Genomic DNA, 21,794 nt, shown 5'->3' on the forward strand with positions numbered 1-21,794 from the left:
ATGAAAATAGCATTTATCGGCGAAGCTGTTTCTGGATTTGGCGGCATGGAAACAGTCATTCGTGATGTTATTACTACCTTCAGGCAACAACATATCCATAGTGAAATGTTTTTCTTTTGTCGTAATGATAAAATGGATAAAGGATGGCTGGAAGGTATTAAGTACTCGTGTTCATTTTCCAATATTCGCTTAGGTTTTTTGCGTCGGGCGAAACACATTCATGCTTTAAGCAAATGGCTTCAGGATTGTCAGCCAGATGTTGTTATTTGTATTGACGTTATCTCGTGTTTGTATGCGGCCAAAGCACGTAAAAAATCAGGAATTGATGTGCCAGTATTTTCATGGCCGCATTTTTCTTTAGATCACAAAAAACATGCTGAATATATCACCTGTGCCGACTATCATTTAGCAATCAGCTCTGGCATTAAACAGCAAATGATTAATCGGGGTGTACCAGAATCGACGATAAATGTTATTTTTAATCCAGTCGAAGCTAAAGACACAGTCATTCCAGCGCCTGAGGAAGGCGAAACGGCAACGTTCATTTATGTTGGGCGTATGAAATTCGAGGGCCAGAAGCGGGTTAAAGACCTCCTTGATGGCTTATCACAAGCGCAAGGTAACTGGAAACTCCATGTATTGGGGGATGGTTCCGATTTCGAAAAATGCCAGGCTTATGGTAGAGAATTAAATATTGATGATCGAATTGTCTGGTATGGTTGGCAACAACATCCCTGGGAATTGGTCCAGCAAGATATTAAAAAAGTGAGTGCGTTATTACTCACATCATCTTTTGAAGGTTTCCCAATGACCCTACTTGAAGCCTTGTCATGGGGAATTCCTTGCATCAGCGCCGATTGTGTATCCGGGCCTGCTGACATTATTCAACCTGATGTTAATGGTCATCTGTATCAACCGGGAGATATTGCTGGTTTTGTAACTCTTCTCAATAAATATATAGCAGGTGAAATTTATATCGAACATGAAAAAATTCCTGCGTCGATCGATAAATTTTACCAATCGAAGTATTACGATAGATTACATAAGATAATTATTTCTGCTATTTCCCGGAGGAAATAATGCAGCAGGTGTTTTTCCAGGAAACTGAGTTTCTTAATTCAGTTATTGATTATAATCATAAAGTAGAAACAGAAAATCTTTGTCTGGACATCGCTTATGGAACTGACAAAAATTTTCTATTTGGTTGCGGAATTTCGATTGCTTCAATATTAAAGTATAATGAAGGAAGTCGATTGTGTTTCCATATTTTTACTGACTATTTTGGTGATGATGATCGTAAGTATTTTGATGCCCTGGCGCTGCAGTATAAAACCAGAATTAAAATATATCTGATTAATGCTGATCGACTCCGCTCATTGCCTAGCACTAAGAACTGGACTCATGCAATATATTTTCGCTTTGTTATTGCAGATTACTTTATTAATAAGGCGTCTAAAGTCCTTTATCTGGATGCAGATATCATTTGTCAGGGGAGTATTGAGCCACTAATTAATTTCTCATTTCCTGACAATAAAGTCGCAATGGTTGTTACAGAAGGGCAAACTGACTGGTGGGAAAAACGCGCACATTCGTTAGGTGTTGCGGGAATTGCTAAAGGTTACTTTAACTCCGGTTTTTTATTGATTAATACTGACCAATGGGCTGTTCAGCAGGTTTCTGCACGAGCCATTGCAATGCTAAATGATCCAGAAATAGTCAAAAAAATAACACATCCTGATCAGGATGTATTAAATATGTTGCTGGCAGACAGACTTATTTTTGCTGATATAAAATATAACACCCAGTTTAGCTTAAACTATCAACTCAAAGAAAGTTTTACAAACCCAGTAACCAACGATACTATTTTTATCCACTATATCGGTCCAACCAAGCCCTGGCATGATTGGGCCTGGGATTATCCTGTATCACAAGCCTTTATGGAGGCAAAAAATGCTTCGCCATGGAAGAGTACGGCGTTGCTAAAACCGAACAATAGCAATCAATTAAGATATAGCGCAAAACATATGCTTAAAAAGCATAGATATCTAAAAGGATTTAGCAATTATCTTTTTTATTTTATTGAAAAGATAAAGCATTAAAACTGGGAAACTATAAAGTAATGATATAAGGGTAGCATTGTGGACTCATTTCCTGCCATAGAGATAGATAAAGTTAAAGCCTGGGATTATCGGCTAGTTAATATAAATACTTCTGAATGTTTAAATGTTGCCTATGGTGTCGATGCTAATTATCTTGATGGTGTAGGTGTTTCCATCACATCAATTGTTCTAAACAATCGACATATTAATCTTGATTTTTATATTATTGCTGACGTTTATAATGATGGTTTTTTTCAAAAAGTCGCAAAGCTTGCAGAGCAATACCAATTAAGAATCACGCTATATAGAATTAACACTGATAAGCTCCAGTGCTTGCCTTGTACGCAGGTCTGGTCAAGAGCAATGTACTTCCGTTTATTTGCATTTCAATTATTGGGTTTAACGCTTGATCGTTTGCTTTATCTTGATGCAGATGTTGTTTGTAAAGGCGATATTAGCCAACTATTGCATCTGGATTTAAACGGAGCGGTTGCTGCTGTTGTTAAAGATGTTGAGCCAATGCAGGAAAAGGCGGTATCCAGGTTGTCTGATCCTGAATTACTTGGGCAGTACTTTAATTCCGGCGTCGTTTATTTAGACTTAAAAAAATGGGCTGACGCAAATCTAACAGAAAAAGCGTTGTCTATTCTTATGAGTAAAGATAATGTTTATAAATACCCTGATCAGGATGTTATGAATATCTTACTGAAAGGGATAACAATATTTTTGCCTCGTGAGTACAATACAATTTATACAATAAAAGTGAATTAAAAGACAAAACACATCAAAACTATAAAAAGCTGATTACAGAAAGTACTCTGCTTATTCATTATACAGGGTGCAACTAAACCGTGGCACAAATGGGCAATTTATCCATCGGTAAAATACTATAAAATAGCTTTAGAAAATTCACCATGGAAAGATGACTCTCCACGAGATGCAAAATCAATTATTGAATTTAAAAAAAGATATAAACATCTTTTAGTGCAGCATAATTATATCTCAGGAATTATAGCAGGAGTCTGTTATCTTTGCCGAAAATATTACCGTAATAACATTTAACTGGTTTATTATGATTCAGAAGAGCAAGATCAAAGACTTGGTTGTTTTTACCGATGAAAACAATTCAAAGTACCTCAATGTATTAAATGACTTTTTGTCTTATAATATTAATATCATCAAAGTGTTTCGTTCTATTGATGATACAAAAGTCATGCTTATTGACACCGATTACGGTAAGTTGGTGCTTAAGGTATTTTCTCCAAAAATTAAACGTAACGAGCGTTTTTTAAAATCTCTATTAAAAGGAGATTATTACGAACGCCTTTTTGAACAAACCCAAAAAGTACGAAATGAAGGATTACATACTCTCAATGATTTTTATTTATTAGCAGAGCGAAAAACCTTACGATTTGTTCATACATATATCATGATCATCGAGTATATTGATGGCATAGAGTTGTGTGATATGCCCGATATTGATGATGTGCTAAAAAATAAAATTCAGCAATCAATTAATGCCTTGCATCAACATGGCATGGTTTCTGGTGATCCTCATCGTGGTAACTTCATTATAAAAAATGGTGAAGTTCGAATTATTGATCTCTCCGGGAAACGTGCTTCAGCGCAGCGGAAAGCGAAAGACCGTCTTGATTTAGAGCGTCATTACGGTATTAAAAATGAGATTAAGGATCTTGGTTATTATCTTTTAGTTTATCGTAAAAAAATACGCAATATTATGCGGCGTTTGAAAGGAAAACCAGCACGCTAAAAGCAGAAATATCCCACAATTACGCGTCTTCGGTAGTCATTTTTATACGGAGTTATTTATTTCACAGGTTTATCATGAAGAATATTCGATACATTGACAAAAAAGATGTTGAAAACCTGATTGAAAATAAAACATCTGATGATGTTATTATTTTTCTATCTGGTCCCACATCGCAAAAGACGCCTTTGTCGGTATTACGGGCAAAGGATATTATTGCTGTCAATGGTTCAGCGCAATATCTGTTAAGTCATAATATTATTCCATTTATTTATGTACTTACAGATGTTCGCTTTTTACATCAGCGTCGTGATGATTTTTATAATTTTAGCCAGAGAAGTCGTTATACCATCGTAAACGTTGACGTTATGAACACGCCTCCGAAGAAGATAAACTTTATATCCTCCAGAATTGTCTCGTACTACGGTCATTTTACCGTAGAGAAAAAGGTGGATTTATAAAGAAGATTAAATTCAACATATTAAGACAGATTCATAAAGAACTGCTGATCTCTGTACCGTTATCTAAAAAAGGCCGCCTGGTTGGATTTTGCAAGGACATTAGTCTTGGTTATTGCTCATGCCATACTATTGCCTTTGCTGCAATCCAGATAGCATATTCACTGAAGTATGCGCGGGTCATTTGTTCCGGCCTGGATTTAACGGGTAGTTGTTCGCGTTTTTATGACGAAGATAAGAATCCTATGCCTTCGGAGTTGAGTAAAGATTTATTAAAAATATTACCGTTTTTCCGCTTTATGCGTGACAATGTAGAAGATATTAACATTTATAATTTGTCTGATGATACAGCGATTCAATATGATATTATTCCATTTATGAAAGTATCAGAAATTGAAGAGTCTTGAGTTTGATAAAATAAGCTAATATCTTTTATACCTTTACGTTATTTTATAAAAATATTGGGGTTATTTAATAATGATTAAAAAAATAATATTTACCGTCACACCAATATTTTCTATACCGCCAAAAGGCGCTGCAGCGGTTGAAACATGGATTTATCAGGTCGCAAAAAGACTTTCGATTCCAGCAACTATCGCCTGTATTCGAAACGACGGTTACCCGACCTACACAAAAGTAAATGATAATTGTGATATTCACTACATTGGTTTTAGTCGAGTCTATAAACGACTTTTCCAAAAATGGACTCGACTTGATCCTGTGCCGTATTCTCAGCGCGTTTTAAATACTCAACCTAAAAATGCTGATCCGAAAGACTCAGTTATTGTTATCCACAATAGTATGAAGCTGTATAAACAGATTCGTAGTAGAAGCCCTCAAGCGCAGCTAGTCATGCACCTTCACAATGCTTTTGAACCAGGGCAGTTAGACAAAAATGCAAAAATAATTGTTCCCAGCCAGTTTCTGTTCGATTTCTATTCGGAAAAAATGCCTGATGCAGATATCGCTATTGTGCCTAATGGTTTTTGCTCTGAATCGTATGCACATGACAATACTGAAGATTTAAGGAAGACGTTTAACATTGATGCGAATGATACGGTGTTATTATTTGCAGGAAGGATATCGCCAGATAAAGGCTGTCTGATGCTTATGGATGCTTTCAATAAGCTGTGTAAGGATCGAGACAATCTTAAATTGGTTATCGTTGGTGATCCTTTTGCCAGTAAAAAAGGTGAAAAAGCTGAATATCAGAAAAAGGTTCTGGATGAAGCGAAAGCTATTGGCGCGCAATGTATCATGGCGGGTGGGCAGCCACCGGAGCAGATGCATAAATATTATCGCTTAGCAGATTTAGTTGTTGTTCCTTCCCAGGTAGAAGAAGCTTTTTGCATGGTAGCAGTTGAAGCGATGGCGGCTGGTAAACCTGTTCTTGCGAGTCAAAAAGGTGGGATAAACGAGTTTGTTCTGGAAGGAATAACAGGATATCACCTTGCAGAGCCTATGACATCTGAAAGTATTCTCGCGGATATTAAGCGAGTTTTAGCGGATGCTGACAGAGAGCAACTTGCTGAAAATGCCCGGAATTTTGTTTTCTCAAAATATAGCTGGGAACATGTAACTCAGTGCTTTGAAGCACAAATGCAAGACTGGTTTGGTTAAACAATTATTTGATTTGAAGAGCCTGCCTGACATTAACTTCAGGCAGGCTTTTTTTTATTTATTCCGCATTGCTAACAGTAAACCAACAATCAAGCCAATTGGTTTAAGATCAACTTCCTCAAAGTTACCTCGAATAATATAAAAACCTACAAGAGTTAAAAATAGTAGTAATTGACCATTATAAGGAGTGACCACAACTTTTTTTAATGTTGCATTAGCTGTTTCTTTGATAATAGAGACATACAGATAAAGTAAAGCGAGTAACCCTGCTAATCCTGCTGCAAACCAAATTGACAAAATAATGTTATGTGGCCCAATAGATTGCTTGCTTATCCAGGATGGAAAATCTACGACGCGTTTATTATAAATACTATGGTAAATATCATCTCCGTAGCCATATCCCTTGAGCGGATTTTCCATTATTAATGTCCAGGCCGTACCCTGAGTGCCATTGGTGTAGCGATTAGAACTGTCAGTTTGTTGAAGTTTATAAATAAGTCTGTCTTTGTTGGCATTATCAACTTTATAGGTAAATACACAAGCTGCCGCGACGGTAATAATTATGGAGGCCAGCATCAATAATTTCCACTGACGATTTAAGATTAACCATAGTAGAGTTACTATGAATACTGCCAGCCATGCACCACGCGAGAGCGTTCCTAATAACAGAAATAAGAAAACTGCACTAAAAATTACGAATGCTATTTTATAAGAGGTTTTCTTGATAAGCCAAAGGTTTAATAATGCTGGAAATAGAAACACCATTGAGTCGGAAATACTACGGTGTTCATAGGTCGAAAATGGCATTATTCCTTTATTATAATCCTGAATATAAAGAATAATCTCAACAAGGCAACGTAACCCAAGTCCGGTAACTAATGAGTATAGTACAACTTTACCGATGCTTTCATTATCTTCATCTTTTAATAATGCGGGTATAAGTAAACTATATGCAAAAAAACCTTTAAGCACCGTGTTACTGAATTCTTTAAAGCTTAGTTTCAGATCTGGTGATATGAAAGTGGCATATAAAAGAATGAGCGACAGTGCAAGGACACTATAAAAAAGATTATTTTTATAGAGTGATTTAAATGTTCCTGGAGCACGAAAAACTTGATAGATTACCGTAATAATCATTAGTATAGATATGATATGTTTATAACGGGTAACACCATCAAGGAAAAAGGTTGCGATAAAGAGGGATACCAATACTTTATTCCAGTATGGTTTCCAGTTCTCTTTATTACGCAGCGCCAGCGAGGCTGTTAACATTGCTTCTCCACCATCTTAATAATATAGAACGTGTTAATCAGAATTGATTTTTTTAAATACGGTTTCTGCAGCCAGATGAGCAAGATCTTTATCCGGTGCCATGCAAACTACCTGATTCTTCCCATAACCGCCAATTAATCCCGGGTCTGTAGGTCCATAAACTGTGATATTGGGTTTATCGAGTGCCGCAGTTAAATGGCTTAATCCTGTATCGACTGACACAACAAATTTAGCTCCAGCCAGCACACGGGCAACGCCTTCCAGAGTCATCTTCGGCAGTACGTCGACATAATCAAAGCCTTCCGCCAGTCTTTTTGCCCGCTCTTCTTCATGCGGTGCTCCCCACGGTAGTTTAATTCGAATCCCTGAACCTGCCAGTAAACCAATTAATTCTCGCCAGTGCTCTTCCGGCCAGTGTTTATCATCGCGGGTGGTCGCATGAAGGAATACAGCATACTCCCCAACATCCGGTAGTGGATTTGTCAGGAAATGCTGCGCAATAGCATAATCGCCCTGGGCCTGCGGTTTGCTATACCCAAGGCTTTTTGCAAACAGTTCACGGGTACGTTCTACAGCATGCTGCTGTTTCGCAATATGATGCTTACGATTGTAAAACAGGCTGGCTAAAGGCTCGCGAGCGGTTTGCCAGTCCATTCCATGCTTCACGCCATGTGCTAAACGTGTCACCAGCGCTGCGCTTTTTACCAGCCCTTGGGCGTCGATAATTGCGTCATAGTTTTCTGCCTGAAGGGCTTCACGAAACGCTTTCCGTTCCGCTTTTATGGGGGCCGAGAACCAGGCTTTGCGCCAGCGACGTATCGCCACCGGAATAACCCGCTCAACGGCGGCGTGCCAGGAAGGAATCTGTGCGAATCCCTCTTCCACCACCCAATCAAACTTAATCCCCGGGATTGCCTGCTGTGCATCGGTGAGTGCGGGCAGCGTATGGAGAACATCGCCCATCGACGATGTTTTAACGATCAGAACCCGCATCCGTCAGGCTTCCTCTTGTAGCAATAGCGCGTTGATTTCTTCCAATACGCGCTGGGGAGTAATGTCGATCAAGCTCTGGTGATAACCCTCTGCAGCGTCACCTTTACGCACTTTGTGATAGCCGGTAATCAGGCGGATCACGCGCGCTTTATGGGAAAGCGGCGGCGTAAAGTCCGGACTGCTCGGCCCATACAGAGCAACCAGTGGACGATTGAGCGCCGCAGCAACGTGCATCAGGCCAGAATCGTTAGTGACAATGGCTTTACAGGCGGCAATCAAAATGACTGCCTGCTCAAGCTGTGTTTCCCCCGCCAGGTTCCGACACCATGCCTGCTGCTCGGTATTCAAAGCGGCAAGAATCTCATTGCCCGCCTCATGATCTTTCGCAGAGCCAAACAGAACCACCTGATAACCTTCATCAATCAGCTGTTTTGCCAGCTCTGCATAGTGGTAGTGTGGCCAGCGTTTCGCCGGGCCAAACTCCGCACCCGGGCAAAAGCCAATCATCGGACGTTCTGATGAGAGCGAAAATTGGTTACAGGTATACGATTTTTCACCTTCACTCACCTGCAATTGCGGCCATAACAACGGTTTTGGTAGATCTTGTGCGGTACGCATCACGCCTTTGTCATAGGCCAGCGCGACATAGCGTTCTACCATTAGCGGCCAGGCTTCTTTATCGAGCACGCGCACATCGTTGAGTAAACCGTAGCGCATTTCACCACGCCAGCCGGTGCGATGAGGAATTCCCGCGAAGAAAGGCACTAATGCGGATTTGAAGGAGTTGGGTAAGACGTAGGCGCGGTCGTAGCGCTTTTCACGCAGACTATGACCCAGTTTGCGGCGTTCGCCGATTTCCAGCGCCCCGTGACCGAGAGGCATAGGGATAGCTTCGTTAACTTCCGGCATCCGCGATAATAATGGACGGCACCATGCCGGTGCCATCACGTCGATTATCGCCTGGGGATAGCGCGCCTGGAGCGTGCGATAGAGACTTTGCGACATCATCATGTCGCCAACCCAAGACGGGCCGATCACCAGTATTTTCATGCAGAGCTCTTATGCGTCGCGATTCAGCCAGGCCATATATTCCGTTACACCTTCGGCAACGGTTTTGAACGGTTTGTCGTAACCCGCAGCGCGTAGATTAGTCAGATCCGCCTGAGTAAACGCCTGATAGCGGCCTTTCAGTTTATCCGGGAACGGAATGTATTCGATCTGACCTTTCTTGTGATAAGCAAGCGTTGCGTCGGCTACTGCCTGGAAGGATTCCGCACGACCAGTACCGAGGTTGAAGATGCCGGAAACGCCATTTTCCAGGAACCACAGATTCACATCAGCCACGTCGCCCACGTAGACGAAGTCGCGTTTAAAGTTCTCGCTACCTTCGAACAGTTTCGGTGATTCACCGTTGTTAAGTTGCGTGTTGAGATGGAAAGCGACGCTCGCCATGCTGCCTTTATGGCCTTCACGCGGTCCATAAACGTTGAAATAGCGGAAGCCAACAATCTGCGAGTTCGCTTCAGGCAGGATTTGACGAACATATTCATCAAACAGGAACTTCGAATAACCGTATACGTTCAGTGGTTTTTCGTATTCGCGGGATTCAATAAAGTCGGAGGTGCGGCCACCGTAAGTGGCTGCGGAAGAGGCGTACAGGAACGGGATTTCGCGCTCCAGACAGTAGTGCAGCAGCTCTTTGGAGTATTGATAGTTGTTATCCATCATATACTTGCCGTCCCACTCGGTAGTGGAAGAGCACGCGCCTTCGTGGAAAATCGCTTCGACATCGCCGAACTCTTCGCCCGCCATAATCTGGATCAGGAAGTCTTCCTTATCCATATAGTCCGCGATGTTCAGGTCCACCAGGTTCACAAACTTGGTGCCGTCTTTCAGGTTGTCCACCACCAGAATATCGGTGATGCCTTTATCATTCAGGGCCTTAACGATGTTGCTGCCGATAAAGCCCGCGCCGCCGGTAACGATGATCATAACTGTAACCTTCGAATTATGGAGTCAGAGACAATCTCAGACACGAATACTTCTATCATATCACTACACGGCGTTGGCTTCAGCCATTCGCCGAAAGTGAGGGGGATGGACGTTATTTATTCTAAATTTTACAGAAGTGTTAACGCGTCATCTCGTCGCGAACTATAAGTTTGGGTAATATGTGCTGGAAATTGCCCTGTCTGGAGAATCGCAATGCGTGGAGAATTTTATCAGCAGTTAACTAACGATCTGGAAACCGCAAGGGCGGAAGGGTTGTTTAAAGAAGAACGCATTATTACGTCTGCGCAGCAAGCAGACATCACTGTGGCTGATGGAAGTCACGTCATAAACTTTTGTGCCAATAACTATCTCGGACTGGCGAATCATCCGGAACTGATTGCGGCGGCAAAAGCGGGAATGGATTCTCACGGTTTCGGCATGGCTTCGGTGCGATTTATCTGCGGCACCCAGGATAGCCATAAAGAGCTTGAGCAGAAACTGGCAGCATTTCTCGGCATGGAAGATGCGATTCTCTACTCTTCCTGTTTTGATGCCAACGGCGGTCTGTTTGAAACGCTGCTGGGCGCGGAAGACGCCATTATCTCCGATGCTCTGAACCATGCCTCGATCATCGACGGTGTGCGACTGTGCAAAGCCAAACGCTATCGCTATGCCAACAACAATATGCGGGAGCTGGAAGCGTGCCTGAAAGAAGCGCGTGAATCCGGGGCGCGCCATGTGTTAATCGCCACTGATGGCGTGTTTTCTATGGATGGCGTAATTGCCAACCTGAAAGGGGTTTGCGATCTCGCGGATAAATACGACGCTTTGGTGATGGTTGATGACTCCCACGCGGTCGGTTTTGTCGGTGAAAACGGCCGCGGTTCTCATGAATATTGCGATGTAATGGGCCGTGTTGACATCATCACCGGCACGCTCGGTAAAGCATTAGGCGGCGCTTCTGGTGGTTACACCGCAGCGCGTAAAGAAGTGGTTGAGTGGCTGCGTCAGCGTTCTCGTCCTTACCTGTTCTCCAACTCACTGGCACCTGCCATTGTGGCTGCTTCCATTAAAGTGCTGGAGATGGTCGAAGCGGGCAGTGAGCTTCGTGACCGTCTGTGGGCGAACGCGCGTCAGTTCCGTGAGCAGATGTCGGCGGCGGGCTTTACCCTGGCGGGTGCTGATCACGCCATTATTCCGGTCATGCTTGGCGATGCTGTAGTGGCGCAAAAATTTGCCCGTGAACTGCAAAAAGAGGGCATTTACGTCACCGGTTTCTTCTATCCGGTCGTTCCGAAAGGTCAGGCGCGTATTCGTACTCAGATGTCTGCGGCGCATACCCCTGAGCAAATTACGCGTGCGGTAGAAGCGTTCACGCGTATTGGTAAACAACTGGGCGTAATCGCCTGAGTGAGGATGTGAGATGAAAGCGTTATCCAAACTGAAAGCGGAAGAGGGCATCTGGATGACCGACGTTCCTGAACCGGAACTCGGACATAACGATCTGCTGATTAAAATCCGTAAAACAGCCATCTGCGGGACTGACGTTCACATCTATAACTGGGATGAGTGGTCGCAAAAAACCATCCCAGTACCGATGGTTGTAGGCCATGAATATGTTGGTGAGGTGGTTGGCATCGGTCAGGAAGTGAAAGGCTTCAAGATCGGCGATCGCGTTTCTGGCGAAGGCCATATCACCTGTGGTCATTGCCGCAACTGTCGTGGTGGTCGTACCCATTTGTGCCGCAACACGATAGGCGTTGGTGTTAATCGCCCGGGCTGCTTCGCCGAATATCTGGTGATCCCGGCATTCAACGCCTTCAAAATCCCCGACAATATCTCTGATGACTTAGCCGCAATTTTTGACCCGTTCGGAAATGCGGTGCATACGGCGCTATCGTTTGATCTGGTCGGCGAAGATGTTCTGGTTTCTGGTGCAGGCCCAATTGGTATTATGGCCGCGGCTGTAGCGAAACACGTTGGTGCACGCAACGTGGTGATCACTGATGTTAACGAATACCGTCTGGGGCTGGCGCGCAAAATGGGCATCACTCGTGCGGTTAACGTCGCGAAAGAGAATCTCAACGACGTAATGGCAGAACTGGGCATGACTGAAGGCTTTGATGTTGGTCTGGAGATGTCTGGTGCGCCGTCAGCGTTTCGCACGATGCTGGACACCATGAATCACGGTGGTCGTATTGCGATGCTGGGTATCCCGCCGTCTGATATGTCTATCGACTGGACAAAAGTGATCTTTAAAGGCCTGTTCATTAAAGGTATTTACGGTCGTGAGATGTTTGAAACCTGGTACAAGATGGCGGCGCTGATTCAGTCTGGTCTGGATCTCTCGCCAATCATTACCCATCGTTTCTCCATCGACGATTTCCAGAAAGGCTTTGATGCCATGCGTTCGGGCCAGTCCGGGAAAGTTATTCTGAGCTGGGATTAACACGAACAAGGGCTGGTATTCCAGCCCTTTCTCCTGAGGATAATCTGTTAAATATGTAAAAACCTGTCAGTGTAATAAAGATATCGTAATTGCGCTGTTATCTTATATTGCTGCTTTCATTATCTCTCTAGCCTGAAGTTACTTTCTCACCCGTAAAAATAATATTTCACAAGCTTAATGGTTTCTTAATACAAAGCCTGTACAACGTTAGGGTAACTTCAGAGGTCGTCGGTAATTTATGATGAACAGCACCAATAAACTAAGTGTTATTATCCCGTTATATAATGCGGGAGATAATTTCAACGCTTGCATGGAATCTTTAATTGCGCAAACCTGGACTGCTCTGGAAATTATTATTATTAACGATGGATCAACGGATAATTCTGTTGAAATAGCAAAGCATTACGCAGAAAAACATCCACATGTTCGCTTGCTGCATCAGGCGAATGCTGGCGCATCGGTGGCGCGTAATCGCGGGATCGAGGCAGCGACGGGCAAATATGTTGCTTTTGTCGATGCTGATGATGAAGTCTATCCCACCATGTACGAAACGCTGATGACCATGGCGTTAGAGGACGATCTCGATGTGGCGCAGTGCAACGCTGACTGGTGTTTTCGTGAAACGGGGGAAACCTGGCAATCCATTCCCACCGATCGCATACGCTCAACCGGCGTATTAACCGGCCCGGACTGGCTGCGGATGGGACTTTCTTCTCGCCGCTGGACTCACGTTGTCTGGATGGGGGTTTATCGCCGCGATGTTATTGTAAAAAATAACATTAAATTTATTACCGGATTACATCATCAGGATATTGTCTGGACAACAGAATTTATGTTTAACGCGCTGCGTGCGCGATATACCGAGCAATCGTTATATAAATATTATCTGCATAATACATCAGTGAGTCGGTTGAATAGACAAGGGAATAAAAACCTTAATTATCAACGTCACTATATTAAGATTACCCGCCTGCTGGAGAAATTAAATCGAAATTATGCTGACAAAATTACAATTTATCCGGAATTTCATCAGCAAATAACTTACGAAGCATTGCGTGTTTGCCATGCGGTGCGCAAAGAGCCGGATATTATTACCCGCCAACGGATGATTGCTGAGATATTTACTTCCGGCATGTATAAACGCTTGATTACTAATGTCCGCAGCGTAAAGGTGGGTTATCAGGCATTACTGTGGTCTTTCCGCTTATGGCAATGGCGCGACAAAACACGATCGCACCATCGCATTACGCGTAGCGCCTTTAATTTGCGCTAGCGTTAAACTTCGCCGCTTCGGGCTGTTTGCCCCAGCCTTGCCACTGATGCTGGAAGTAAACGATCAGCGTGCTCTGGCTGATGCTTTCGCTTAATACTTCAAAGAAGCGATTCGCATAAACTGGCTCCAGCGGTTTTTTCGGTTTACACAGCTTCACGCCACGGAACGGATTACGCGGTGCATTGGGTACAGTATTTTTCGGCGGTGTAGATGTATCGACCTGTGGTTCATTCAGCAAGCTGCTGGCTTTCACCAGCGTAATGTCTGGCGGCAGGTTATAAACCATTTGTTGCAATACGCGTACCGTTGAGGGATGTGGATGACCAATGGCGATGGTCGAACCGTTGCGACGCGCCAGGTCAATTGCACGATTAAACTGTACACGAATATCCGCTTCATTTTGCGAATCGTCGAGGAACACCTTCCGTTTAATAACCTTCACGCCAGTGCCTTGTGCGGCGCGCATTGCCTGGGTATTACCGATGGTTACGCTGTCGAGGAAGTAAAGATTGTAACGCGCCAGCGCCTGCATCACTTTCTGCATACCAAACAGGTTAGAGGTCATTTTGCTGCCCATGTGGTTGTTGATCCCCACGGCATAGGGAACGTTATTGACCGCACTACGAATAATGCGCTCAATTTCGTCGCTGCTCATCTCCGGGCGCAGCGTGTTTTTCTCCAGCGGCTGTTTACTCAATGGTGCCATTGCCAGATGGATCAACACTTCGTGACCGCTGTTATGCGCTTTGGTCGCCATCTCTCTGGCGTGCGGTGAATCGGGTAATACCGCAACGGAGATAGCGGAGGGCATCGCCAGCACCTGGTTTTCGTTGTGCGGGCGATAACCAAAATCATCAATGACGATGGCAAGTTTGCCAGCAATTACGGGGGAGGAGAGCGCCAACAGCGCGGCAAATGCAAGAACGTTACGACGAAATGGAAACAAAACTTATCTTCCCAACCACGGTTGTGGATTGACCGCCTGACCCTGGCGGCGAATTTCGAAATAGAGTGAAGGCCGACCCTGACCACCACTGCTGCCCACCAGTGCAATTGGCTGGCCCGCGCGAACCTGCGAACCAACGCTCACCAGTGCGCTCTGATTATAGCCGTAAAGACTCATGTCGCCTTTACCGTGCTCAACCACCACCACCAGACCGTAGCCTTGCAGCCAGTCAGCCAGAATCACCCGACCGTCGGCAATCGCTTTAACTTCAGTACCTTCAGAAGCACCGATAACCATCCCTTTCCAACGCAGTTCTCCTTGTAGCTGTTCGCCATAGCGATGCAGCGTTGGCCCGCGAACCGGCCAGAATGCCTGACCGCGCGGTGCGCCCAGACCACCGGTACGGGACATCAGCGATTTTTCGCTTTCAGTCGGTTTGTAGGTGGTGCCTTTACGCGTCGCTTCTTTCTGACGGTCGCGAACCGCCTGGGCTTCGCGCGCTTCACGTTCAGCACGCGCCTTCGCTGCCGCTTCTGCACGGGCAATGCTGTTACGCAGACGGGATTCGTTGGCACGCAGTTCACTTAGCTGCTGCTGACCTTGCTGGATGGAAGATTCCAGCCCTGCCAGCGTCTTTTTACGCTCGTTCAGAGCCTGAGTCAGTTTCGCCTGTTGGGCGCGCTGCTCATATAACAGCGTTTGTTGTTCGCTTTGTTTCTCTTCCAGTTCAGCACGCTGCATGGCGACTTCTTCACGCGTTTGCTTCAACTGGGCGATGGTTTCTTGTCGCGCCTGGTTGAGATAGCCGAAGTAAGCCTGCAATCGTTGACCGCGCTGGCTTTCTTCACCGCTGAGAATCAGCTGAATACCGGTATGTTCACCCTGACGAAACGCGGCATCCAGTTGCGCGGCGAGGCTGCGTTCCTGGGCGGCTTTTTGCTGCTCCAGTTTGGCAATCGACGCGTTCATCTCATCAATCTGTTTATTCAGTTGATTGAGCGTGTTTTGCGTTTCGCGCAGCTTGCGGGTGGCTTCGGAGATCGCCTCTTCCTGCTTTTTCAGCTGAGCAAGCAGGCTTGAGCGTTGTTGCTGCTGTTGGCGTACCGCGCGCTCTTTCGCGGCGATATCGGCCTGAATAGACTTGAGTTGGTCGCGGTCATCCGCGTGGGCGGAAAACGTGCACAACAATACGCCAGCGCTAAGAACGCTGGCGTAAATGATGGGCCTGACTGCAAACCTGCGCGGTTTCGTGGCCCGTGTCATGGTATTAATCGCCTTTCCCCTCATGGGGAGGGATTATTCCACGATGAACAGCGGCTTACCAGTCATCTCTTGCGGGATTTCCATCCCCATCAGCGACAACATGGTCGGGGCGATGTCAGAAAGTTTACCGCCTTCAACCGCTTTCACGTTCTTATCACCAACGTAAATCAGCGGAACTGGCAGGTTGGTGTGTGCCGTGTGTGCCTGACCCGTTGCCGGATCGCGCATCTGTTCAGCGTTACCGTGGTCAGCGGTGATCAGCAGTTGTCCACCCACGGACTCAACGGCTTTTGTCACTTCTTCAACACAGTGATCCAGCGCTTCTACCGCTTTAACCGCCGCTTCCATCACCCCGGTGTGACCTACCATGTCGCCGTTCGGATAGTTACAGATAATGGTGTCGTATTTGCCGCTCTTGATTGCCGCAACCAGTTTTTCGGTCAGCTCTGCAGAGCTCATTTCCGGCTGCAGGTCGTAGGTAGCGACTTTCGGCGAGTTGATCAGAATGCGGTCTTCGCCTTTGAACGACTCTTCTACACCACCGTTAAAGAAGAAAGTGACGTGAGCATATTTTTCAGTTTCGGAAATACGCAGCTGAGTTTTGTCGTTTTTCGCCATCCACTCGCCGAAGGTGTTAACCAGGGAAGCCGGTGGGTAAGCCACTGCGGTTTTGATGTCTGCGGCGTATTCGGTCAGCATCACGAAATCGACGTTAACCACTTTCTTACGCGCGAAGCCGTCGAAATCAGCGTTCACGAATGCACGAGTGATTTCACGCGCACGGTCAGCACGGAAGTTCATGAAAATCAGCGCGTCGCCGTCTTCCATTGCTGCGTCTGGCTGACCTTCTGCACGAATAACGGTCGCTTTCACGAATTCGTCGTTTTCGTCGCGAGCATAAGCAGCCTGCAAACCGGCAACGGCAGTATCGGCCTGGAACTCACCTTGCGCCAGAGTCAGCAGGTCATAAGCTTTTTCAACGCGATCCCAACGGTTGTCGCGGTCCATGGCGTAGTAACGACCAATGATGGACGCTACGCGACCTTTGCCCAGTGCGGCAAATTTCTCTTCGAATTTTTTCAGCGAAGATTCAGCACTGCGCGGCGGAGTGTCGCGACCGTCAAGGAATGCGTGCAGGTAGATTTTTTCTGCACCGCGTTCAGCTGCCAGTTCTACCATCGCCATGATGTGATCTTCGTGGCTGTGTACACCGCCTGCGGAGAGCAGACCCATAATGTGCACTGCTTTGCCCGCGTTCTTAGCTTTATCTACCGCGCCAGTCAGCACCGGATTAGCGAAGAAAGCGCGATCTTTGATTTCAACGTCCAGACGAGTCAGGTCCTGATACACGATGCGGCCGGCACCCAGGTTAACGTGGCCTACTTCGGAGTTACCCATCTGACGGTCAGGCAGACCGACTTCCAGACCGGAAGCGTCGATCAGGGTATGCGGACGATTGGCCCACAGTGCATCCATTACCGGGGTTTTAGCACTAAAAATGGCGTTATCCTGCTGTTCTTCGCGATAGCCATAGCCATCCAGAATCACCAGTACCATAGGTTTTTTAGAAACCGACATTGCGACAACCTCATACTCAAGAGTCAAAATTTGCGTAATTTTACTACAGCTGAATCGATAAAATAGCCTCTGAAGATCAAAATATACGACCGCTCGCGGCAAGCCGATGCCAGATTTGCGATTTTTTTTCGTAGCGCCCCGCAAAATTGCATTCCAGTTAACGCGCTGGCTGTATTTGCCGCACTGCGCAGGTATACTCCTTTCCTGGTTTTTTTAATCACTACGTCGGGAGTTGTTACCCCCCATGCAAGAAATTATGCAATTTGTTGGCCGTCATCCCATACTGAGTATCGCCTGGATCGCGTTACTGGTGGCGGTTCTTGTCACTACGTTTAAGAGCCTGACCTCGAAAGTGAAGGTGATTACTCGTGGTGAAGCTACGCGTCTGATCAACAAAGAAGACGCGGTGGTTGTGGATTTACGTCAGCGTGATGACTTCCGTAAAGGCCATATCGCAGGTTCTATCAATCTGTTGCCGAGCGAAATCAAAGCCAACAATGTTGGTGAGCTTGAGAAGCACAAAGACAAACCGGTTATCGTGGTAGACGGTTCTGGCATGCAGTGCCAGGAGCCTGCAAACGCACTGACGAAAGCTGGTTTTGCGCAAGTATTCGTGCTGAAAGAAGGCGTCGCTGGCTGGGCTGGCGAAAACTTGCCTCTGGTGCGCGGCAAATAATTTACCTGTCGTCTTTCATGATGCAGGCCGTTAGCTGCAATTATGCCCCCAGCGACTTATTGTTATAAGCTTCTGGGGACACTCCATTTTGCTGCCGCCCTGTAACATGAAATTTCAGGGTAAAAAAACAGGAGCTAAGTTATGGCCAATGTTGAAATCTATACCAAAGAAACCTGCCCGTATTGCCATCGTGCAAAAGCACTGCTGAGCAGCAAGGGCGTGAGTTTTCAGGAGCTGCCGATCGATGGCAACGCCGCCAAGCGTGAAGAGATGATCAAACGCAGCGGTCGCACCACGGTTCCCCAGATTTTTATTGACGCACAGCACATTGGCGGCTGTGATGACTTGTATGCATTGGATGCACGTGGTGGACTGGATCCCCTGCTGAAATAACGTGTGAACGTTGGCATTACATTGCGCAGTATTTAAGGACAACACTTAAGGGTTTTCTACACATGTCAGAACAAAACAACACCGAAATGACTTTCCAGATCCAGCGTATTTATACCAAGGATATTTCTTTCGAAGCGCCGAACGCGCCGCACGTTTTCCAGAAAGATTGGCAACCAGAAGTTAAACTTGATCTGGATACGGCATCTTCTCAACTGGCAGATGACGTTTACGAAGTGGTACTGCGTGTTACCGTAACGGCATCCCTGGGCGAAGAAACTGCGTTCCTGTGTGAAGTTCAGCAGGGCGGTATTTTCTCCATCGCGGGTATCGAAGGCACCCAGCTGGCACATTGCCTGGGCGCATACTGCCCGAACATTCTGTTCCCGTATGCTCGTGAATGCATCACCAGCATGGTATCCCGCGGTACATTCCCGCAACTGAACCTTGCGCCGGTTAACTTCGATGCGCTGTTCATGAACTATTTGCAGCAGCAGGCTGGCGAAGGTACTGAAGAACATCAGGATGCCTGATGAACCAACGTAATGCTTCAATGACTGTGATCGGTGCCGGCTCGTACGGCACCGCTCTTGCCATCACCCTGGCAAGAAATGGCCACGAGGTTGTCCTCTGGGGCCATGACCCTGAACATATCGCAACGCTTGAACGCGACCGCTGTAACGCCGCGTTTCTCCCCGATGTGCCTTTTCCCGATACGCTCCATCTTGAAAGCGATCTCGCCACCGCGCTGGCAGCCAGCCGTAATATTCTTGTCGTCGTACCCAGCCATGTCTTTGGTGAAGTGCTGCGCCAGATTAAACCGCTGATGCGTTCTGATGCGCGTCTGGTGTGGGCGACAAAAGGACTGGAAGCGGAAACCGGGCGTCTGTTACAGGACGTAGCGCGTGAGGCGTTAGGCGATCAAATTCCGCTAGCGGTTATCTCTGGCCCAACATTTGCGAAAGAACTGGCGGCAGGTTTACCGACGGCTATTTCGCTGGCTTCTACCGATCAAACCTTTGCTGATGATCTCCAGCAGTTGCTGCACTGTGGCAAAAGTTTCCGCGTTTACAGCAATCCGGATTTCATTGGCGTGCAGCTTGGTGGCGCGGTGAAAAACGTCATTGCCATTGGCGCGGGGATGTCCGACGGTATCGGTTTTGGCGCGAATGCACGAACGGCGCTAATTACCCGTGGCCTGGCTGAGATGTCGCGTCTTGGTGCGGCGTTGGGTGCCGATCCTGCCACCTTTATGGGCATGGCGGGGCTGGGCGATCTGGTGCTTACCTGTACCGACAACCAGTCGCGTAACCGCCGTTTTGGCATGATGCTCGGTCAGGGCATGGATGTACAAAGCGCGCAGGAGAAGATTGGTCAGGTGGTGGAAGGCTACCGCAATACGAAAGAAGTCCGCGAGTTGGCACATCGCTTCGGCGTTGAAATGCCAATAACCGAGGAAATTTATCAAGTATTATATTGCGGAAAAAACGCGCGCGAGGCAGCATTGACTTTACTAGGTCGTGCACGCAAGGACGAGCTGAGCCGCCACTAAACCCAGGGAACCTTTGTTACCGCTATGACCCGGCCCGCGCAGAACGGGCCGGTCATTATCTCATCGTGTGGAGTAAGCAATGTCGTGTGAAGAACTGGAAATTGTCTGGAACAATATTAAAGCTGAAGCCAGAACGCTGGCGGACTGTGAGCCAATGCTGGCCAGTTTTTACCACGCGACGCTACTCAAGCACGAAAACCTTGGCAGTGCCCTGAGCTACATGCTGGCGAACAAGCTGTCATCGCCAATCATGCCTGCCATTGCTATCCGCGAAGTGGTGGAAGAAGCCTATGCCGCCGACCCGGAAATGATCGCTTCTGCGGCCTGCGATATTCAGGCGGTGCGTACCCGCGATCCGGCGGTGGATAAATACTCAACGCCGTTGTTATACCTGAAAGGTTTTCATGCCTTGCAGGCGTATCGCATCGGTCACTGGCTGTGGAATCAGGGGCGTCGCGCACTGGCTATTTTTCTGCAAAATCAGGTGTCTGTGACTTTTCAGGTCGATATTCACCCAGCGGCAAAAATTGGTCGCGGTATCATGCTCGACCACGCGACAGGCATCGTCGTTGGTGAAACAGCGGTGATTGAAAACGACGTGTCGATTCTGCAATCCGTCACTCTTGGCGGTACGGGCAAAACCAGCGGCGACCGTCACCCAAAAATTCGTGAAGGCGTGATGATTGGCGCGGGCGCGAAAATTCTCGGCAATATTGAAGTTGGGCGCGGCGCGAAGATTGGCGCAGGTTCCGTGGTGCTGCAACCGGTGCCGCCGCATACTACCGCCGCTGGCGTTCCGGCACGCATTGTCGGTAAACCAGACAGCGATAAGCCATCAATGGATATGGACCAGCATTTCAACGGTATTAACCATACGTTTGAGTATGGGGATGGGATCTGACGTTCTGTGATCGTGCCGGATGCGATGCTAACGCATCTTATCCGGCCTGGCGTAACTAATCTCTCAACACCGCTCCCGGATACCCCAGCTGCCGCCAGGCTTCATACACCACTACCGACACCGCATTGGACAGGTTCATGCTGCGGCTGTCCGGCACCATCGGAATACGAATTTTTTGTTCAGCGGGCAGGGCATCAAGAATGCTCGCTGGCAGGCCGCGTGTTTCCGGGCCGAACATCAGATAGTCGCCATCCTGATAGCTTACGGCGCTATGTGCGGGCGTACCTTTTGTAGTGAGAGCAAACAGGCGCTGGGGATTTTCTGCTTCGAGGAACGCGCTGTAGTCATGATGACGCGTAACGGCGGTAAATTCGTGGTAGTCCAGCCCCGCGCGGCGCAGGCGCTTATCGTCCCAGGCAAATCCCATTGGTTCGATGATATGCAGACGAAAGCCGGTGTTAGCGCAAAGACGGATGATGTTGCCAGTATTTGGCGGAATTTCTGGTTCGTAAAGTACGATGTTTAGCATACTGCCCCCTTAGTGCGGGGGCAGGATAGCAGATA

The 21,794-nt window shown here is 46.7% G+C and carries 20 protein-coding genes and 2 pseudogenes; 14 read left to right on the plus strand and 8 right to left on the minus strand.

The annotated features are described in order from the left end of the window. From waaB to FEM44_RS10940, 6 genes and pseudogenes are all read left to right on the plus strand, one after another. Positions 1-1,080 (plus strand): lipopolysaccharide 1,6-galactosyltransferase, encoded by a 1,080-nt coding sequence (waaB, locus tag FEM44_RS10915; RefSeq protein ID WP_135523830.1) that lies wholly within the window; start codon positions 1-3, stop codon positions 1,078-1,080. Beyond that, on the plus strand, positions 1,080-2,099 hold the full coding sequence (gene waaO, locus FEM44_RS10920; protein ID WP_135523831.1) for a lipopolysaccharide 3-alpha-galactosyltransferase: 1,020 nt from the start codon (positions 1,080-1,082) through the stop codon (positions 2,097-2,099). Before waaB ends, waaO begins: the two co-directional genes overlap by 1 nt. Before the next feature lie 39 nt (positions 2,100-2,138). Then, positions 2,139-3,161 (plus strand): annotated as a pseudogene (gene rfaJ, locus FEM44_RS10925) (lipopolysaccharide 1,2-glucosyltransferase RfaJ). A gap of 10 nt (positions 3,162-3,171) precedes the next feature. Then, a complete protein-coding gene (gene rfaY / locus FEM44_RS10930) occupies positions 3,172-3,870 on the plus strand; it encodes a lipopolysaccharide core heptose(II) kinase RfaY (protein WP_135523833.1) in 699 nt (232 codons plus the stop codon). Positions 3,871-3,944: 74 nt separating this feature from the next. Then, positions 3,945-4,732 (plus strand): annotated as a pseudogene (waaZ, locus tag FEM44_RS10935) (3-deoxy-D-manno-oct-2-ulosonate III transferase WaaZ). Between the two features lie 70 nt (positions 4,733-4,802). Further along, positions 4,803-5,945 carry a lipopolysaccharide N-acetylglucosaminyltransferase gene (locus FEM44_RS10940; RefSeq protein WP_135523835.1) on the plus strand — a complete coding sequence of 381 codons (1,143 nt, stop codon included), beginning with the start codon at positions 4,803-4,805 and terminating at the stop codon, positions 5,943-5,945. A gap of 54 nt (positions 5,946-5,999) precedes the next feature. Here FEM44_RS10940 and rfaL read toward each other — a convergent pair whose 3' ends face one another. Genes rfaL through rfaD form a run of 4 tightly spaced genes read right to left on the minus strand, consistent with a single transcriptional unit; the run spans position 6,000 to position 10,202 of the window. After that, a complete protein-coding gene (rfaL, locus tag FEM44_RS10945) occupies positions 6,000-7,217 on the minus strand; it encodes an O-antigen ligase RfaL (RefSeq protein WP_138158988.1) in 1,218 nt (405 codons plus the stop codon). Between the two features lie 33 nt (positions 7,218-7,250). After that, positions 7,251-8,210 (minus strand): lipopolysaccharide heptosyltransferase RfaC, encoded by a 960-nt coding sequence (gene rfaC, locus FEM44_RS10950; RefSeq protein WP_135523836.1) that lies wholly within the window; start codon positions 8,208-8,210, stop codon positions 7,251-7,253. 3 nt (positions 8,211-8,213) lie between these two features. Next, positions 8,214-9,260: an ADP-heptose--LPS heptosyltransferase RfaF gene (rfaF, locus tag FEM44_RS10955; RefSeq protein WP_135523837.1), complete on the minus strand. Its 1,047-nt coding sequence runs from the start codon at positions 9,258-9,260 to the stop codon at positions 8,214-8,216. A gap of 9 nt (positions 9,261-9,269) precedes the next feature. Continuing rightward, on the minus strand, positions 9,270-10,202 hold the full coding sequence (gene rfaD / locus FEM44_RS10960) for an ADP-glyceromanno-heptose 6-epimerase (protein ID WP_000587764.1): 933 nt from the start codon (positions 10,200-10,202) through the stop codon (positions 9,270-9,272). Between the two features lie 213 nt (positions 10,203-10,415). On the opposite strand from rfaD, the gene kbl reads away from it, so the two are divergent. The 3 genes from kbl (at position 10,416) to waaH (ending at position 13,924) form a co-directional block, all read left to right on the plus strand. After that, positions 10,416-11,612: a glycine C-acetyltransferase gene (gene kbl / locus FEM44_RS10965; protein ID WP_135523838.1), complete on the plus strand. Its 1,197-nt coding sequence runs from the start codon at positions 10,416-10,418 to the stop codon at positions 11,610-11,612. Positions 11,613-11,625: 13 nt separating this feature from the next. After that, complete coding sequence (gene tdh, locus FEM44_RS10970; RefSeq protein WP_130206693.1) at positions 11,626-12,651, plus strand: L-threonine 3-dehydrogenase; 1,026 nt, start codon at positions 11,626-11,628, stop codon at positions 12,649-12,651. A 238-nt stretch (positions 12,652-12,889) separates the two neighbouring features. Then, positions 12,890-13,924, plus strand: coding sequence for a UDP-glucuronate:LPS(HepIII) glycosyltransferase (waaH, locus tag FEM44_RS10975; RefSeq protein WP_135523839.1), 1,035 nt, complete (start codon positions 12,890-12,892; stop codon positions 13,922-13,924). Here waaH and FEM44_RS10980 read toward each other — a convergent pair. From FEM44_RS10980 to gpmM, 3 genes are read right to left on the minus strand one after another with little or no spacing between them, the layout of a single operon-like run. Next, positions 13,911-14,870, minus strand: coding sequence for a divergent polysaccharide deacetylase family protein (locus tag FEM44_RS10980; RefSeq protein WP_138158990.1), 960 nt, complete (start codon positions 14,868-14,870; stop codon positions 13,911-13,913). The two genes, waaH and FEM44_RS10980, sit on opposite strands and share 14 nt — an antisense overlap. Positions 14,871-14,873: 3 nt before the next feature. Beyond that, positions 14,874-16,133, minus strand: coding sequence for a murein hydrolase activator EnvC (envC, locus tag FEM44_RS10985; protein ID WP_001626259.1), 1,260 nt, complete (start codon positions 16,131-16,133; stop codon positions 14,874-14,876). 33 nt (positions 16,134-16,166) lie between these two features. Next, positions 16,167-17,711 (minus strand): 2,3-bisphosphoglycerate-independent phosphoglycerate mutase, encoded by a 1,545-nt coding sequence (gpmM, locus tag FEM44_RS10990; protein ID WP_064526112.1) that lies wholly within the window; start codon positions 17,709-17,711, stop codon positions 16,167-16,169. 244 nt (positions 17,712-17,955) lie between these two features. Between gpmM and FEM44_RS10995 the strand changes: the two genes are divergently transcribed. The 5 genes from FEM44_RS10995 to cysE all read left to right on the plus strand — a co-directional run bounded on the left by FEM44_RS10995 (position 17,956) and on the right by cysE (position 21,230). Continuing rightward, positions 17,956-18,387 carry a rhodanese-like domain-containing protein gene (locus tag FEM44_RS10995; RefSeq protein ID WP_001156181.1) on the plus strand — a complete coding sequence of 144 codons (432 nt, stop codon included), beginning with the start codon at positions 17,956-17,958 and terminating at the stop codon, positions 18,385-18,387. Positions 18,388-18,528: 141 nt separating this feature from the next. Next, positions 18,529-18,780 carry a glutaredoxin 3 gene (grxC, locus tag FEM44_RS11000; RefSeq protein WP_000024392.1) on the plus strand — a complete coding sequence of 84 codons (252 nt, stop codon included), beginning with the start codon at positions 18,529-18,531 and terminating at the stop codon, positions 18,778-18,780. A gap of 62 nt (positions 18,781-18,842) precedes the next feature. Continuing rightward, positions 18,843-19,310 (plus strand): protein-export chaperone SecB, encoded by a 468-nt coding sequence (gene secB, locus FEM44_RS11005; RefSeq protein WP_130206686.1) that lies wholly within the window; start codon positions 18,843-18,845, stop codon positions 19,308-19,310. Further along, positions 19,310-20,329, plus strand: a complete 1,020-nt coding sequence (gene gpsA / locus FEM44_RS11010) for an NAD(P)H-dependent glycerol-3-phosphate dehydrogenase (RefSeq protein ID WP_135523840.1) — start codon at positions 19,310-19,312, stop codon at positions 20,327-20,329. Before secB ends, gpsA begins: the two co-directional genes overlap by 1 nt. Before the next feature lie 79 nt (positions 20,330-20,408). Continuing rightward, positions 20,409-21,230, plus strand: a complete 822-nt coding sequence (cysE, locus tag FEM44_RS11015) for a serine O-acetyltransferase (protein WP_001277565.1) — start codon at positions 20,409-20,411, stop codon at positions 21,228-21,230. Between the two features lie 55 nt (positions 21,231-21,285). Here cysE and trmL read toward each other — a convergent pair whose 3' ends face one another. Then, positions 21,286-21,759, minus strand: coding sequence for a tRNA (uridine(34)/cytosine(34)/5-carboxymethylaminomethyluridine(34)-2'-O)-methyltransferase TrmL (gene trmL / locus FEM44_RS11020; protein ID WP_000932351.1), 474 nt, complete (start codon positions 21,757-21,759; stop codon positions 21,286-21,288). Positions 21,760-21,794 lie beyond the last annotated feature (35 nt).

Source organism: Escherichia sp. E4742 (genome assembly GCF_005843885.1).
Classification (GTDB): Bacteria; Pseudomonadota; Gammaproteobacteria; order Enterobacterales; family Enterobacteriaceae; genus Escherichia.